This window comes from Pseudomonas sp. TWI929 (assembly GCF_039673335.1).
Lineage (GTDB): Bacteria > Pseudomonadota > Gammaproteobacteria > Pseudomonadales > Pseudomonadaceae > Aquipseudomonas.
This window is the reverse complement of the sequence record NZ_JBDJLK010000024.1, coordinates 1-14770: the sequence shown is the minus strand read 5'-3', so window position 1 is coordinate 14770 and position 14770 is coordinate 1. Positions and strand designations below refer to the sequence as shown.

14 protein-coding genes are annotated in these 14770 nt (G+C 62.8%); 8 read left to right on the top strand and 6 right to left on the bottom strand.

Going from position 1 to position 14770, the window contains the following annotated elements:
- Positions 1–249 precede the first annotated feature (249 nt).
- The 6 genes from ABE456_RS12525 (at position 250) to ABE456_RS12500 (ending at position 6709) form a co-directional block, all read left to right on the top strand.
- A complete protein-coding gene (locus ABE456_RS12525) occupies positions 250–1386 on the top strand; it encodes a branched-chain amino acid ABC transporter substrate-binding protein (RefSeq protein WP_346644207.1) in 1137 nt (378 codons plus the stop codon).
- A 155-nt stretch (positions 1387–1541) separates the two neighbouring features.
- Positions 1542–2456 (top strand): branched-chain amino acid ABC transporter permease, encoded by a 915-nt coding sequence (locus ABE456_RS12520; protein WP_014592581.1) that lies wholly within the window; start codon positions 1542–1544, stop codon positions 2454–2456.
- 2 nt (positions 2457–2458) lie between these two features.
- The gene (gene livM / locus ABE456_RS12515) at positions 2459–3763 is read left to right on the top strand and encodes a high-affinity branched-chain amino acid ABC transporter permease LivM (RefSeq protein ID WP_346644206.1); all 1305 of its coding nucleotides are present in this window, start codon (positions 2459–2461) and stop codon (positions 3761–3763) included.
- Positions 3760–4635 carry an ATP-binding cassette domain-containing protein gene (locus tag ABE456_RS12510; protein WP_010955466.1) on the top strand — a complete coding sequence of 292 codons (876 nt, stop codon included), beginning with the start codon at positions 3760–3762 and terminating at the stop codon, positions 4633–4635. Before livM ends, ABE456_RS12510 begins: the two co-directional genes overlap by 4 nt.
- Positions 4632–5348, top strand: a complete 717-nt coding sequence (locus ABE456_RS12505; RefSeq protein ID WP_170032985.1) for an ABC transporter ATP-binding protein — start codon at positions 4632–4634, stop codon at positions 5346–5348. The genes ABE456_RS12510 and ABE456_RS12505 overlap by 4 nt, the downstream gene beginning before the upstream one ends.
- Positions 5349–5941: 593 nt before the next feature.
- Complete coding sequence (locus ABE456_RS12500) at positions 5942–6709, top strand: SDR family oxidoreductase (RefSeq protein ID WP_346644205.1); 768 nt, start codon at positions 5942–5944, stop codon at positions 6707–6709.
- Positions 6710–6790: 81 nt separating this feature from the next.
- Here the strand turns inward: ABE456_RS12500 and ABE456_RS12495 are convergent, their stop codons facing one another.
- From ABE456_RS12495 to ABE456_RS12485, 3 genes are all read right to left on the bottom strand, one after another.
- The gene (locus ABE456_RS12495) at positions 6791–7888 is read right to left on the bottom strand and encodes an AGE family epimerase/isomerase (protein WP_346644204.1); all 1098 of its coding nucleotides are present in this window, start codon (positions 7886–7888) and stop codon (positions 6791–6793) included.
- A 126-nt stretch (positions 7889–8014) separates the two neighbouring features.
- Positions 8015–8647, bottom strand: coding sequence for a TetR family transcriptional regulator (locus ABE456_RS12490; RefSeq protein ID WP_346644203.1), 633 nt, complete (start codon positions 8645–8647; stop codon positions 8015–8017).
- Positions 8648–8768: 121 nt separating this feature from the next.
- A complete protein-coding gene (locus tag ABE456_RS12485) occupies positions 8769–9311 on the bottom strand; it encodes a phage infection protein (RefSeq protein ID WP_346644202.1) in 543 nt (180 codons plus the stop codon).
- Between the two features lie 341 nt (positions 9312–9652).
- On the opposite strand from ABE456_RS12485, the gene ABE456_RS12480 reads away from it, so the two are divergent.
- Positions 9653–11719 (top strand): AsmA family protein, encoded by a 2067-nt coding sequence (locus tag ABE456_RS12480; protein WP_346644201.1) that lies wholly within the window; start codon positions 9653–9655, stop codon positions 11717–11719.
- Positions 11720–11845: 126 nt separating this feature from the next.
- Here ABE456_RS12480 and ABE456_RS12475 read toward each other — a convergent pair whose 3' ends face one another.
- Positions 11846–12376 carry a ferritin-like domain-containing protein gene (locus ABE456_RS12475; RefSeq protein WP_346644200.1) on the bottom strand — a complete coding sequence of 177 codons (531 nt, stop codon included), beginning with the start codon at positions 12374–12376 and terminating at the stop codon, positions 11846–11848.
- Positions 12377–12423: 47 nt separating this feature from the next.
- Entirely contained in the window at positions 12424–12765 is a 342-nt protein-coding gene (gene osmE / locus ABE456_RS12470; RefSeq protein ID WP_346644199.1) for an osmotically-inducible lipoprotein OsmE, read from the bottom strand.
- A 123-nt stretch (positions 12766–12888) separates the two neighbouring features.
- On the opposite strand from osmE, the gene ABE456_RS12465 reads away from it, so the two are divergent.
- A complete protein-coding gene (locus ABE456_RS12465; protein ID WP_346644198.1) occupies positions 12889–13779 on the top strand; it encodes a triacylglycerol lipase in 891 nt (296 codons plus the stop codon).
- Positions 13780–13789: 10 nt separating this feature from the next.
- On the opposite strand, the gene ABE456_RS12460 is transcribed toward ABE456_RS12465, so the two are convergent.
- The gene (locus tag ABE456_RS12460; protein ID WP_346644197.1) at positions 13790–14662 is read right to left on the bottom strand and encodes a DMT family transporter; all 873 of its coding nucleotides are present in this window, start codon (positions 14660–14662) and stop codon (positions 13790–13792) included.
- Positions 14663–14770 lie beyond the last annotated feature (108 nt).

Below are 14770 nucleotides of genomic sequence, written 5' to 3'. Positions count from 1 at the left end.
GGTTGCACGTAAACACTTGTCAGGGTTGCAATGATGGCACTTGGCGGTTGCTCCTTGTCTGTACGTGTGGTGGCGCCTGCCGCGTGGCAGACGGTTGCACGCTCAATAAAGAAAAGGCCGTCGGTCGCCTGCAGGCGCCCTGCACAGTGTGATTTCCAGGAAGACAAAACCTATGGCACGGCCCTTGCTCAGAGCACAGGGCTGAGAAGTTGTAGTGCCAACCAAAAAAAACTCTAGGAGCACCACCTCATGTCGCAGACGTTTTACAAGAAAGGTTTCCTGGCTCTGGCCGTAGCTACGGCACTGGGTGTTTCTTCGTATGTTCAGGCCGACGTCAAGATCGGTGTAGCGGGCCCCATGACCGGGGCAAACGCAGCGTTTGGCGAGCAGTACATGAAAGGTGCGCAGGCAGCGGCCGACAAGATCAACGCCGCTGGTGGCGTCAACGGCGAAAAAATCGTCCTGGTCAAGGGCGATGACGCGTGCGAACCGAAGCAGGCTGTGGCCGTGGCCAACCGCCTGGTCGACCAGGACAAGGTGATCGGCGTGGTCGGCCACTTCTGTTCCTCCAACACCATCCCGGCTTCCGAGGTGTATGATGAAGCTGGCGTGATCGCCATTACCCCGGGCTCCACCAACCCGCAGGTCACCGAGCGCGGCCTGGGCGCCATGTTCCGCATGTGCGGCCGTGACGACCAGCAGGGTATCGTTGCCGGCGACTACATCGTCGACGTGCTCAAGGGCAAGAAAGTCGCCGTGCTGCACGACAAAGACACTTACGGCCAGGGCCTGGCCGATGCAACCAAGGCACAGTTGGAGAAACGCGGCGTCAAGCCGGTGCTGTACGAAGGCCTGACCCGTGGCGAGAAAGACTTCAGCGCCGTGGTCACCAAGATCCGCTCCACCGGCGCCGACGTGGTCTATTTCGGCGGCCTGCACCCGGAAGCCGGCCCGCTGGTACGCCAGCTGCGCGAGCAGGGCCTGAAAGACGTCAAGTTCATGTCCGATGACGGCATCGTTACCGACGAACTGGTGTCCACCGCTGGCGGCGCGCAGTACGTCGATGGCGTGTACATGACCTTCGGTGCCGACCCGCGCCTGCTGCCAGACAGCAAGGCGGTGGTGGAGGAGTTCCGCAAGGCCGGTACCGAACCTGAAGGCTACACCCTGTATGCCTATGCCTCGCTGCAGGCCCTGGCCGCCGCGTTCAACGGCGCCAAGTCGAACAAGGGCGAAGACGCTGCCAAGTGGCTCAAGGCCAACCCGGTGCAGACCGTCATGGGCGAGAAGAAGTGGGACAGCAAGGGCGACCTGACCGTGTCCGACTATGTGGTCTACCAGTGGGACAAGACCGGCAAGTACCACCAGCTGGAAAAACAAAAATAACAACGGCCGCCAGCCCGGGTGCACTTGCTTCCGGGCCAACGCCCCGCGGTACCTGTCTTTATTCGGAGATCTGCACGGCTGCGCTGCTGGGGCCGCTTCATCCGTGGTCTTTCGTGGTCGGCATTCGTGCAGTCTCGCTCAGGTGAGATTGCGTTATGGATGGTATTTTCCTGCAGCAACTGGTCAACGGCCTGACCCTCGGGTCGGTCTATGGCCTGATCGCCATCGGCTACACAATGGTCTATGGCATTATCGGCATGATCAACTTCGCGCACGGCGAGGTGTACATGATCTCCGCGTACCTCGCGGCGATCAGCCTGGCATTGCTGGCTTACTTCGGTGTCGAGTCGTTCCCTCTGCTGATGCTGGGCACTCTGTTGTTCACCATCGTCGTCACCGGCGTTTACGGCTTCACCATCGAGCGCATCGCCTACAAACCCCTGCGCAACTCCACCCGCCTGGCACCGCTGATCAGCGCCATCGGCATTTCGCTGATCCTGCAGAACTACGCGCAGATCAGCCAGGGTGCCCGCCAGCAAGGCGTACCGACCCTGCTTGAAGGCGCCATGCGTGTCGAAGTGGGTACCGGCTTCGTGCAACTGACCTACACCAAGATCTTCATCCTGGTGGCAGCCTTCGTCGGCATGGGCCTGCTTACCTATGTGATCAAGTACACCAAGCTCGGCCGCATGTGCCGTGCTACCCAGCAAGACCGCAAGATGGCCTCGATCCTGGGCATCAACACCGACCGGGTGATCTCCTACGTGTTCGTCATCGGTGCGGTGATGGCCGCGCTGGCTGGCGTGCTGATCACCATGAACTACGGCACCTTCGACTTCTACGCTGGCTTCATCATCGGCATCAAGGCGTTCACCGCCGCGGTGCTGGGTGGTATCGGCTCGCTGCCTGGCGCCATGCTTGGCGGGATCATCCTGGGCATTTCCGAGTCGCTGTTCTCTGGCTTGATCAACTCCGACTACAAGGACGTGTTCAGCTTCTCGCTGCTGGTGATGATCCTTATCTTCCGCCCACAAGGCCTGCTGGGTCGCCCGCTCGTGGCTAAGGTGTGAACATGTCCATTGCCAAAACTGCCGCTGTAAGCGAAACCAACAAGGGTTTCGACCTTAAACGCAGCCTGCTGGAGACCATTGTCGCCGGCCTGCTGGCCCTCATTGTGTTTGGCCCGGTCGTTGGCGTGGTGCTCGACGGCTACACCTTCAACGCCGAGCCGCGCCGGGTAGCCTGGCTGGTCGGTGGGGTGATGCTTGGGCGTTTCCTGCTGAGCCTGTACCTGCAGACCGCTGCCGGGCGGCGCATGCTCGAAGGCTTCGACAGTGGTGGCTCGGGCGTGCATGTGCGTGCGCCGAACTACGTGTCGCGCCTGCGCTACATCATCCCGGCGCTGGTGGTGATTGCCATCGTCTTCCCGATCTTCGCCAACAAGTACCTGCTGACCGTGGTCATCCTCGGCCTGATCTACGTGTTGCTGGGCCTGGGCCTGAACATTGTGGTCGGCCTGGCTGGCCTGCTCGACCTGGGCTACGTGGCGTTCTACGCCATCGGTGCCTATGGCCTGGCGCTGGGTTACCAGTACCTCGGCCTGGGCTTCTGGAGCGTGCTGCCACTGGCGGCCATCGCCGCGGCGCTGGCGGGGTGCATCCTCGGTTTCCCGGTGCTAAGGATGCACGGTGACTACCTGGCGATCGTGACCCTGGGCTTTGGCGAAATCATCCGCCTGGTGTTGAACAACTGGCTGTCGTTCACGGGCGGCCCCAATGGCATGCCGGCGCCGTCGCCCACCTTCTTCGGCCTGGAATTCGGCCGCCGGGCCAAGGATGGCGGGGTGCCAATCCATGAGTTCTTCGGCTTCGAGTACAACGCCAACCTCAAGTTCGTGTTCATCTACGCGGTGCTGTTCATCGTCGTGCTGGCCGTGCTGTACATCAAGCACCGCCTGACCCGCATGCCGGTCGGCCGGGCCTGGGAAGCGCTGCGCGAAGACGAGATCGCCTGCCGTTCGATGGGCCTGAACCACGTACTGGTCAAGCTTTCGGCGTTCACCTTGGGTGCCTCCACTGCCGGCCTGGCCGGGGTGTTCTTTGCCACCTACCAAGGCTTCGTCAACCCGTCGTCGTTCACTTTCTTCGAGTCGGCGCTAATCCTCGCCATCGTCGTGCTGGGCGGCATGGGTTCGACCGTGGGCGTGGTCATTGCGGCATTCGTGCTGACCGTGGCGCCGGAGCTGCTGCGCAGCTTCTCCGAATACCGGGTGCTGCTGTTCGGCGTGCTGATGGTGCTGATGATGATCTGGCGACCGCGTGGGCTGATCCGCATCAGCCGTACCGGTGTGACCCCGCGTAAAGGAGTGGCGCCATGAGCGACGATATCATTCTCTCGGTTGACAACCTGATGATGCAGTTCGGTGGCATCAAGGCGCTCAGCGATGTCAGCCTGAAGGTCCGGCGCAACCAGATCTTCGCCTTGATCGGCCCCAACGGCGCCGGCAAGACCACGGTTTTCAACTGCCTGACCGGCTTCTACAAGGCCAGTGGCGGGCGCATCGAGCTGAACGTGCGCGGCAGCCACACCAACGTCATCCAGCTGCTCGGCGAGCGCTTCCAGGCGGCGGATTTCGTGTCGCCGGCGCGCTTTGCCAACCGCATGTACTACAAGATGTTCGGCGGTACCCACCTGGTCAACCGCGCCGGCCTGGCGCGCACCTTCCAGAACATTCGCCTGTTCAAGGAAATGTCGGTGGTGGAAAACCTGCTGGTGGCCCAGCACATGTGGGTCAACCGCAACCTGCTGGCCGGGGTGCTCAACACCAAGGCCTACCGCAAGGCCGAGAGTGACGCGCTGGACCACGCCTTCTACTGGCTGGAAGTGGTCGACCTGGTCGATTGCGCCAACCGCCTGGCTGGCGAGCTGTCATACGGCCAGCAGCGCCGCCTGGAAATTGCCCGGGCCATGTGCACGCGGCCGAAGATCATCTGCCTGGACGAACCGGCTGCAGGCCTCAACCCTCAGGAAACCGAAGCCCTCAGCCGCATGATCCGCGTGCTGCGCGACGAGCACGACATCACCGTGGTGCTGATCGAGCACGACATGGGCATGGTCATGAGCATTTCCGACCATATCGTGGTGCTGGACCACGGCAACGTGATTGCCGAAGGCGCGCCGCAGGACATCCGCCACAACCCGACGGTGATCGCCGCCTACCTGGGTGCCGACGAAGAGGAACTGGTATGACTGCACCCATTCTCGAGCTGAAGGACCTGGACGTGTTCTACGGGCCGATCCAGGCGCTGAAAAAGGTGTCGATGCACATCAACGAAGGCGAGACGGTCAGCCTGATCGGCGCCAACGGTGCCGGCAAGTCGACCCTGCTGATGTCGATCTTCGGCCAGCCACGGGCGGCCTCCGGGCACATCGTGTACCGCGGCACCGACATCACCCGCAAGTCGTCGCACTACATCGCTTCCAACGGCATCGCCCAGTCGCCGGAAGGGCGCCGGGTGTTCCCCGACATGACCGTCGAGGAAAACCTGATGATGGGTACCATCCCCATTGGCGACAAGCATGCGGATGAAGACATGCAGCGCATGTACGAGCTGTTTCCACGGCTGAAGGAGCGGCGCAACCAGCGGGCCATGACCATGTCTGGTGGCGAGCAGCAGATGCTGGCCATTGCCCGGGCGCTGATGAGCCGGCCGAAGTTGCTGCTGCTGGACGAGCCATCGCTGGGTTTGGCGCCGATCGTGGTCAAGCAGATCTTCTCGACCCTGCGTGAGCTGGCCAAGACCGGGATGACCATCTTCCTGGTGGAGCAGAACGCCAACCATGCGCTGAAACTGTCGGACCGGGCTTATGTGATGGTCAACGGGCAGATCCGCATGACCGGGACCGGGCAGGAGTTGTTGGTCAACGAAGAGGTGCGTAACGCCTATCTGGGCGGGCACTGAGTTCTATTCGGGGCTGCAAAGCAGCCCCATTCCCAATGTGGACAACTTGTCGCGCACCTAGCTCCATACACATCACCATCCCTACATAAGCCCTTGTTTCCACAGGCCAGATCTTTTCCACGGATAATGTGGAACCGCCTGTGGAAAACATGGTGGCATCTCCCTCAAGCCCTTTAGTATCAAGCCCTGCAGCATTGCGATCATTTTTTGATCACATCCCCCTTGTGGATGATTTTCCCAAGCTTTTCAGTGCCCTGCATGCATCCGCCGGCCAATGTAAACCCTGTGGATAACTCTGTGTAAAAACCTTGGACAGACCGCTACAGGCGGCATGTTTGAAAGCCTTGCGCCATCACCGAAAAGATATCCACCGACCACAGAGCGCTGAAAGGGTTCCGCGCGGTGGGCAAGTTGCCCCCAATCCGTGGGGAAAGCCTTGTGGATAACATGCGCATAGCTGGCGCCGGGCCCTCTGCCACAAGGGTTTGCCGCACATGAACAAAAAATGAACAGCCCCCTGCACGGCTTGCTGCCAGCGCCTGGCGCGGGCATGCTGCAAAGCTGCCATGACAACCTACCGTGAGGAACTGAGCATGACGTCCACCGTATTCATCACTGGCGCGACTTCCGGCTTTGGCGAGGCCACTGCCCGCCGCTTCGCCGAAGCCGGCTGGAAGCTGGTACTCACAGGCCGCCGCAAGGAGCGCCTGGACGCCCTGTGCGCCGAACTGTCGGCCAAGACCGAAGTGCATGGCCTGGTACTTGACGTGCGTGATCGCCAGGCCATGGAGCAGGCCATCGCCAACTTGCCGGCCGGCTTCGAAAAGATTCGTGGCCTGGTCAACAACGCTGGCCTGGCGCTGGGTGTGGATGCGGCGCAGAACTGTAGCCTGGACGACTGGGAAACCATGGTCGACACCAACATCAAGGGCCTGATGTACACCACCCGCCTGCTGCTGCCACGGCTGATCGCCCACGGCCGTGGGGCATCGATCCTCAACGTAGGTTCGGTGGCGGGCAACTACCCGTACCCGGGCAGCAACGTGTATGGCGGGACCAAGGCCTTCGTTGGCCAGTTCTCGCTGAGCCTGCGTTGCGACCTGCGCGGCACTGGCGTGCGCGTGAGCAACATCGAGCCGGGCTTGTGCGAGAGCGAGTTCTCGCTGGTGCGTTTCGGCGGTGACCAGGCCAAGTACGACGCCACCTATGCAGGCGCCGAGCCGATCCAGCCGCAGGACATTGCCGAGACCATCTTCTGGATCCTCAACCAGCCGGCGCACATCAACATCAACAGCCTGGAGCTGATGCCGGTTAGCCAGGACTGGGCAGGGTTCTCGATCGACCGTTCGGCCAAGGGCTGATCCGAGGGCCTCTTCGCGGGTGAACCCGCTCCCACAGGTCCTGTACAACATCTGTGGGAGCGGGCTTGCCCCGCGAATGCATCAGCCCAAGCGCTGCAACCCTTCCAGGCAAGTCGCCAAATGGTAAGGTGTAGTAGAAGGCATATCATGTCGGCTGACATTGCCTTCCCCATCCCGGCATTCATACCAGCCCGCCTCACGCAGGAACCGCGCCTCCAGCACCTGCAACTGCTCCGGCAATTTCGCCTCGCCCCCAGCCCGCAACACCAGCGCCCGCAGGTATTCCGCCTGTGCCCAGATCCGTTGCGTGGCATCCTGCACCTGGCCATCCACAGCCAGCATCGCCAGTACCGCACCCTCTTTCACACCGCATTGCTCGGCAAAGCCGAACGCCCGCTCGATAGACGCATGCAGCGGCGTGTCACGCAGCAGTGGCGAGGTGTGCAGCAGGTAGAACCATTCGAACTGGTGCCCCGGCTCGAACCAGTTATCCACAGCACCGCGTGGTTTTTCCAGCATCAGGCCATGGGCCGGTTCGATGAAGTGTGCCTGCAGTGCTTCGCACAGTTGCAGCAGCGACTGCCGGGCATGTTCGTCGTCACGTACCGCCAGTACCTGCAGAAACGCCTCGGCCAGGTGCATCTGCGGGTTCTGCAGCGGGCCGCTGCCCAGGTCGGCCCAGTCTTCACCCAGGCTGGCCTCGTACAGGCCATCGTCGCGGGCGAACTGCTGGTCGATGATGTCCAGCGCGGCATTCAGGGTGGACTCCACCAGGCTTTCACGCACCTTGCCCCAGTAGTGCGCGCAGGCGAAGACGATGAAGGCGTGGGTGTACAGGTCCTTGCGCCGGTCCAGCGGCTTGCCCTGGGCATCGATGCTGTAGAACCAGCCACCGTGCTCGGCGTCGTGGAAGTGCTTTTGCAGCGAGCGGAACAACGCTGCCGCACGCTCGGCTGCGCCCGGTTGCCCGATGCGGCTGCTGAACAGGTACAGCTGACGGGCGCAGGCCATGGCCCGGTAGCGCTGCACCGGCAACGGCTGGTGCTGAGCGTTCAGGGCCTCGTAGGGCAGGGCCATGTCGGCGTTCCAGCCCGGGCCTTGCCACATTGGCACGATGCGTTCGGCGAAGTGCTGGTTGAAGCGGGCCAGTGCGGGCAGGGTGGGGCGGGGGTCGGACATTTCGGCGCTCGTTGCTGTCGGGCAGGGCGCCATGGTAGCAGAACTGGGGTTTTCAGTAGCCTGTGCGGGCCTCTTCGCGGGTGAACCCGCTCCCACAGGGCCCGCACAGGGCCTGAGGGCAGCCCATCAGCCCGGGTTGCCGAGCCCTTGCCAATGCCGCGCCCCGACAAAAATGAAGCGCAGCTGCTGGGTGATCTTTTCCTGCGGCGTCAGCGCCTGTGGATAACCCGCTTCCGGGCTGTCGATAAGCTCGGGCAGGGTGGCGAACACAGTCTTCACCACCAGGTCGGCCATTACCGTCAGCGCGGCGCTGTCCAGGTGCTGCCAGCGCTTCATGCGCGCCAGGTCGGTGGCCAGGTCGTCGCTGATGTCCTGGCGCAGGCGGGCAATGGCCTGGCGCACGGCCTGCGAACCGCCGTACTGCTCGCGGGCCAGGAACAGGAACTGCGCGCGGTGGGCAGCAACAACGTCGAGGAAGATGCGCACTGAGGCATCGGTGATGCCGCCCAGTTCGAATTCGTTGTGGCGCACCAGTCGGATGGTCTGGCGGAAAGTGGTGTCGATCTCGGCCACCAAGGCCAGGCCCAGGGCGTCCATGTCGGGGAAATGCCGGTAGAAGCCAGTGGGCACGATGCCGGCCGTCTTTGCCACTTCGCGCAGGCTGATACTGCCGAAACCACGGCCACTCTCCATGAGCTGGCAGGCGGCATCGAGCAGGGCCTGGCGGGTCTGTAGCTTCTGTTCGGCGCGCGGCAGCATGGTGCGGGCTTCTGTGACGGTAAGGCTGGGCACTCTAGTTAAAAAAACAAAGCCCGGTCAATGGACCGGGCTGGAGGGGAGCAGGCGTTGTGACAGAGGTTGTTCTTTTCGGCCATGGCAATCAGCTCACGTGGCTGATTGCAACCAGGCGATCCGAGCCACCTTCAGCTACGCGGCCAGAGCGTTCGATCAGGCGGTCGGAGCCACCTTCGGCAACCCGGCCAGAGCGTTCGATCAGGCGGTCAGAGCCACCTTCAGCTACGCGGCCAGAGCGTTCGATCAGGCGGTCGGAGCCACCTTCGGCAACCCGGCCAGAGCGTTCGATCAGGCGGTCAGAGCCACCTTCAGCTACGCGGCCAGAGCGTTCAATCAGGCGGTCGGAGCCACCTTCAGCTACGCGGCCAGAGCGTTCGATCAGGCGGTCGGAGCCACCTTCAGCTACGCGGCCAGAGCGTTCGATCAGGCGGTCGGAGCCACCTTCGGCAACACGACCAGCACGTTCGATCAGGCGATCAGCACCACCTTCAGCAACGGTTTTCAGCGGCTGGGCGATTTCGGCAGCGCTGGAGCGCGATTCGGCAGTCAGGTGTTGTTCGGCGGCTGGCAGGGCAAAAGCGTTGGCAGCCAGGATGGACAGGGTCAGGGTCAGCAGGTGGCGTTTCATGATTTCGGTGCTCCTCTCGGGGGCTGGAAAGTGGGTACGAAGCCAATGCTACGCCGGGTAACGCCAGAGAGAAGTTCATACGGGTAATGGTAACAATCGACCGTATTGATAGAGGTTGGAAACGTCTCTAGAAAGCACTTTTCAGGATGTGAGGTGGCTGTTTGCCGGTACGCTTCGCGAGTAACACCCACTGCCTGGCGCGACGAATTGCCGAGCAAGGCGGCATGAAAAACTTCGCTATCATGGCGCCATCGATAAAACCCAGCGGGTTTTCATCAGTCCGAGATATTGAGTGCCATCGCTGCGCCCGTTTTGTGCCATACCGCAAGGAGAATCACGCAATGACGCGTCCCGCCAGAATCCTCGTCTGGACCCTCACCAGCCTGTTGACCCTACTGGCAATCCTGCTGGTGGTGATCGCCACCTTCGACTGGAACCGCGTCAAGCCGTTGCTCAACGAGAAGGTTTCCGAGGCCCTGCACCGGCCGTTCGCAATCAACGGCAACCTGGTGGTGCAGTGGCGCACCGAGCCGGAAGAGGGTGGCTGGCGGGCCTGGGTGCCATGGCCGCATTTCATTGCCGAAGACCTGACCCTGGGCAACCCCGAGTGGCTCAAAGAGCCGAAGATGGTCAACCTGGAGCGCGTGGAGTTTCGCCTGGCGCCGTTGCCGCTGTTGTTCCAGCAGATCAGCATACCGCGCATCGACCTGACCAAGCCCACGGCCAGCCTTACCCGCCTGGCCGATGGCCGGGCCAACTGGATGTTCGACTTCGGGCCGAAGGATGAAAACGCAGGGCCCTCCAAGTGGGAACTGGATATCGGTGCGATCGGTTTTGACCAGGGCAATGTCAGCTTCGACGACCAGACCCTGAAAACCAGCATGAAGGTACAGATCGACCCGCTGGGCAAGCCAATCCCGTTCAGCGACATTGTTGGCAAGGCCAGCGCCGAGAAGGCCGGCGGCGCGCAGGACTACGCCTTTGGCCTCAAGGCCCAGGGCCGCTACAAGGGCCAGCCGGTGTCCGGCACCGGCAAGATCGGCGGCCTGCTGGCCCTGCAAGACGCCAGCCAGCCGTTCCCGCTGCAGGCTGACGTGCGCATTGCCGACACCCACGTGGTGCTCGCCGGCACCCTGATCGACCCGCGCAACCTCGGGGCCCTTGACCTGCGCCTGCGCCTGTCCGGTGCCAGCCTGGGTAACCTCTACCCGCTAACCGGCGTTACCTTGCCCGACACCCCGGCCTATGCCACCGACGGTCGCCTCAGCGCCAACCTGCATGCGGCGCAAGGGGCAACGTTCAATTACCAGGGTTTCAACGGCAAGATCGGCGACAGCGATATCCATGGCGACCTGGCCTTCGTCGCCAGCCAGCCACGGCCCAAGCTTTCGGGCAACCTGGTATCGAACCAGCTGCTGTTCAAGGACCTGGCGCCGCTGATCGGCGCCGACTCCAACGCCGAGCAGAAGGCCCGCGGTGGTGCCAGCAAGCAGCCGGCCGGCAAGGTGTTGCCGGTGGAAGAGTTCCGCACCGAGCGCTGGCGCGCGATGGACGCCGACGTCACCTTTGCCGGCAAGCGTATCGTGCACAGCGCGCAGCTACCGTTCAATGATCTGTCGGCCCACGTGATCCTCGAAGATGGCCTGCTGCGTCTGGAACCCCTGCGTTTTGGTGTGGCCGGCGGCAACCTGGCCTCCAACATCCGCCTGGATGGGCGCAGCGTGCCGCTGCAGGGCCGTGCCCAGCTGACGGCGCGTGGGTTCAAGCTCAAGCAGCTGTTCCCCTCCTTCGCGCCGATGCAGACCAGCTTTGGTGAGTTGAACGGTGATGCCGATATCAGTGGCCGCGGCAACTCGGTGGCGGCCTTGCTGGGCACGGCCAATGGCGACCTGCGCATGTTGATCAACGATGGCGCCATCAGCCGCAGCCTGATGGAGATTGCCGGGTTGAACGTGGGCAACTACGTGGTTGGCAAGCTGTTCGGCGATGAGGACGTGAAGATCAACTGCGCGGCGGCCGATGTGGGGATCAAGGAGGGGTTGGCGACTACCCGGCTGTTCATCTTCGATACCGAGAACGCGATCATCTACATCAACGGCACGGCCAATTTCGCCACTGAGCAGTTGGACCTGAAAATCACCCCGGAATCGAAAGGGCTGCGGCTGTTCTCGCTGCGCTCGCCGCTGTATGTGCGCGGGCCATTCGCCAAGCCGAGTGCGGGTGTGCAGGCGGTACCGTTGGCGTTGCGTGGGGCGGGGATGCTAGCGCTGGGGGTGGTGGCCGGGCCGGCAGCGGGGTTGCTGGCGTTGATTGCGCCCAGCAGCGGGGATGACCCGAACCAGTGCACGCCGTTGTTGCAGCAGATGAAGGCGGGCAAGGCGCCAGCGGCGGTGAAAGGCAAGAAATAGCAAGGGGCTGCTTTGCAGCCCATTCGCGACACAAGGCCGCACAGGTTTTTCACCACCCTTGAGCCCAGTGAAGTACCTGTGGGAGCGGCCTTGCGTCGCGATAGGGGCGCAAAGCGCCCCCAGTATTTACAAGCCTTGCAGCAAGTCGGACATGTCGTCCGCGTGCTCTTCTTCCTGCGCCAGGATGTCTTCAAAAATGCGCCGGGTAGTCGGGTCTTTATCACCAATGTACTGAATGATTTCGCGGTAGCTATCAATCGCAATCCGCTCTGCCACCAGGTCCTCCAGCACCATCTCCTTCAGCGAGCTGCCCGCCACGTACTGGGCATGGGAGTTCTTGCTCAGGTTATCCGGGTTGAAATCCGGCTCGCCGCCCAGCTGCACGATGCGCTCGGCCAACTTGTCGGCATGTTCGGCTTCCTGGTTGGCATGTTCGAGGAACTCATCGGCAGCCACACTGGCCTTGATGCCACTGGCCATGAAGTAGTGGCGCTTGTAGCGCAACACACAAACCAGCTCGGTCGCCAGCGATTCATTCAGCAGGCGCAGGATCTGGTTGCGGTCTGCGTGGTAACCCTCGGTCACCGCGCCTTGCTCGACGTGCTGGCGGGCACGCTCGCGCAGGGTTTGCACATCGGTCAGTCCAGTCGCATTCATGTTCATCTCCGAAAGCTTAAGGGTGGTCATGGCAGGGCCTGAAAGGTTCACGCGCCGTGAGTGGCGTCGCTGTCTTTTTCGCGTTGCTTGCAGGTTTTGAAGCCCTTGGCATCGACGTGGCCAGTGGCATCGAAGCGCACGTAGTAGGGCTGCTGGTGGCCGTCGCGGTTGAGGATGTAGTCGTTACAGGTACCGCCGTGCGGCAGGTCGATCACGTTCGATGGGCTGCCGCCGATGGCAATGACCTTCTGCATGGTCATGCCTTTTTCCACCTGCTTGACCAGTGGTTCTTCGCGGTAAGTGACAGCGTCCACCGGGTTTTCCGGGTGGCTGCTGCAGGCAGCCAGGGTGGCGCCTGCCAGAAGGATTGCCAGGGTCTGCTTGTACATGGTCCCGCTCCTTGCAAAGGGTCTGTGTGGTTTGGAACCGCTGCGCGCGCCGGGAGTTCGATTGCGATGGTCATGATGGCCGCTGTAGTGTTGGCCAGTCGTCCACGGAAAGGGGCTGGGGCAATGCAGCAGGAATTGGCCACGCGGTACCCATTGGTGCTGGTGCCGGGCATGCTCGGGTTTGTCCGGGTAGTGCTCTACCCCTACTGGTTCGGCATCGTGCCGGCCTTGCGCAAAGGCGGGGCGCAGGTCTTTGCGGTGCAGGTTTCGCCGTTGCACTCCAGCGAGGTGCGCGGCGAGCAATTGCTAGAGATCATCGAAGACATCTGCCAGCGCACCGGCGCGGAAAAGGTCAACCTCTTCGGCCATAGCCAGGGCGCCCTGAGCGCGCGCTACGCAGCGGCCAAGCGGCCCGATCGGGTGGCGTCAGTCACGTCGGTGGCAGGGCCCAACCATGGCTCGGAACTGGCCGACCACCTGGAACGTATGGCGCCGGGCTACTCCCCTCAGGGCCGCATCCTCAAGGCGCTGCTACATGGCTTTGCCGTGCTGTTGGTGTGGCTGGAAACCGGCTGGCGCCGCGACCCGCTGCCGGTCGATGTGCATGCCTCGCACCAGTCGCTGACCAGCGCCGGGGTAGCGCTGTTCAACCAGGCTTATCCACAGGGGCTGCCGGACACTTGGGGTGGGGAAGGGGCCTATGAGGTCAATGGCGTGCGCTATTACTCCTGGTCCGGCACCTTGCAGCCTGGCCTGACCGACCAGGGGCGCAACCGTTTCGATGGCAGTAGCCGCTTCTGTCGGCTGTTCGCGCGCAGTTTCGTCAAGGAAAAAGGCCATTGCGACGGCATGGTCGGGCGCTTCAGTTCGCATCTGGGGCAAGTGATCGGCGACGACTACCCGCTCGACCACCTGGATATCGTCAACCAGTCACTGGGCGCCGTGGGCAAAGGCGCCGAGCCGGTGCGGCTGTTTACCGAACATGCCGCCCGGCTCAAGGCTGCGGGGCTCTAGTAGTGGGGCTCTAGCGGCGAATCGGCGTGGTCCAGCGTTCGGCCAGCAGCACGCCGGCCAGGGTCAGCAGGCCGCCAACCAGGTGGTAGCTGGCCAGTTGCTCGTCGAGTACCACGGCGGCGATCAGTGCCGTGACCAGCGGCAGCAGGTTGAAGAACAGCGTGGTGCGGCTTGGCCCCAGGCGGTGCACGGCCTGCATCCACACCAGCGGCGCGATCATCGAGGCCAGTATGCAGGCGTACAGCACCAGGCCGATGTTGTGGCTGTCGAGGCCGGTTTTGTCCGACAGCAGGAACAGCGGCAGCAACACGACGATGGCCACCAGCACCTGCAGGTACAACAGCTGCATCGGTGGCAGGCGCAGCTGCCATTTCTTCAGCAGGAAGCTGTACAGCGCGTAGGCCAGGGTGGCCACCAGCATCAGCAGGTCGCCGCTGTTAAGGCCTTGCTGCAACAGGCTGGCGGGGTGACCGGCGCTGACCACTTCAAGCACGCCGATGAACGACACCAGCGCACCCAGCAAGGCGCCGTAGCTCAGGCGCTGGCCCAGCCAGGCGATGGACAGCGCCAGTGACATCAGCGGCATCAGCGAGAGGATGATGCCCATGTTGGTGGCGCTGGTGATGCTGGCGGCGAAGTAGGCCAGGCTCTGGTACAGCGCCATGCCCAGCACGCCGAGCACGAACACCTTGGCCAGGTGAGGGCGGATGGCCGCCCGGTTGCGCCACACGGCGGGCAGCAGGAACGGGGTGAACAGCAGGGCGGCCAGCAGCCAGCGGTAGAAGCCGATCTCGGCGGGGTGGATGGCACCGGCGGACATCTTGGTAACCACGGTGTTGCCGGCCCAGATCAGGATGGCGGTGAGGGGGAACAGGTAGTTCATGTAGCGGGGTACTCGTTTTGGGCAGATTGGGGCTGCTTTTCAGCCCTTCGCGGGCACGCCCGCTCCCCCAGGGACAGCACAGGCCTGGAGGCTGGCGCAGATCCTGTG

What these genes read in the sequence shown, in the direction of transcription:
- ABE456_RS12525 (WP_346644207.1), top strand. Translation starts at nt 250, where the DNA reads ATGTCGCAGACGTTTTACAAGAAAGGTTTCCTGGCTCTGGCCGTAGCT.
- ABE456_RS12520 (WP_014592581.1), top strand. Translation starts at nt 1,542, where the DNA reads ATGGATGGTATTTTCCTGCAGCAACTGGTCAACGGCCTGACCCTCGGG.
- livM (WP_346644206.1), top strand. Translation starts at nt 2,459, where the DNA reads ATGTCCATTGCCAAAACTGCCGCTGTAAGCGAAACCAACAAGGGTTTC.
- ABE456_RS12510 (WP_010955466.1), top strand. Translation starts at nt 3,760, where the DNA reads ATGAGCGACGATATCATTCTCTCGGTTGACAACCTGATGATGCAGTTC.
- ABE456_RS12505 (WP_170032985.1), top strand. Translation starts at nt 4,632, where the DNA reads ATGACTGCACCCATTCTCGAGCTGAAGGACCTGGACGTGTTCTACGGG.
- ABE456_RS12500 (WP_346644205.1), top strand. Translation starts at nt 5,942, where the DNA reads ATGACGTCCACCGTATTCATCACTGGCGCGACTTCCGGCTTTGGCGAG.
- ABE456_RS12495 (WP_346644204.1), bottom strand. Translation starts at nt 7,888, where the DNA reads ATGTCCGACCCCCGCCCCACCCTGCCCGCACTGGCCCGCTTCAACCAG.
- ABE456_RS12490 (WP_346644203.1), bottom strand. Translation starts at nt 8,647, where the DNA reads ATGCTGCCGCGCGCCGAACAGAAGCTACAGACCCGCCAGGCCCTGCTC.
- ABE456_RS12485 (WP_346644202.1), bottom strand. Translation starts at nt 9,311, where the DNA reads ATGAAACGCCACCTGCTGACCCTGACCCTGTCCATCCTGGCTGCCAAC.
- ABE456_RS12480 (WP_346644201.1), top strand. Translation starts at nt 9,653, where the DNA reads ATGACGCGTCCCGCCAGAATCCTCGTCTGGACCCTCACCAGCCTGTTG.
- ABE456_RS12475 (WP_346644200.1), bottom strand. Translation starts at nt 12,376, where the DNA reads ATGAATGCGACTGGACTGACCGATGTGCAAACCCTGCGCGAGCGTGCC.
- osmE (WP_346644199.1), bottom strand. Translation starts at nt 12,765, where the DNA reads ATGTACAAGCAGACCCTGGCAATCCTTCTGGCAGGCGCCACCCTGGCT.
- ABE456_RS12465 (WP_346644198.1), top strand. Translation starts at nt 12,889, where the DNA reads ATGCAGCAGGAATTGGCCACGCGGTACCCATTGGTGCTGGTGCCGGGC.
- ABE456_RS12460 (WP_346644197.1), bottom strand. Translation starts at nt 14,662, where the DNA reads ATGAACTACCTGTTCCCCCTCACCGCCATCCTGATCTGGGCCGGCAAC.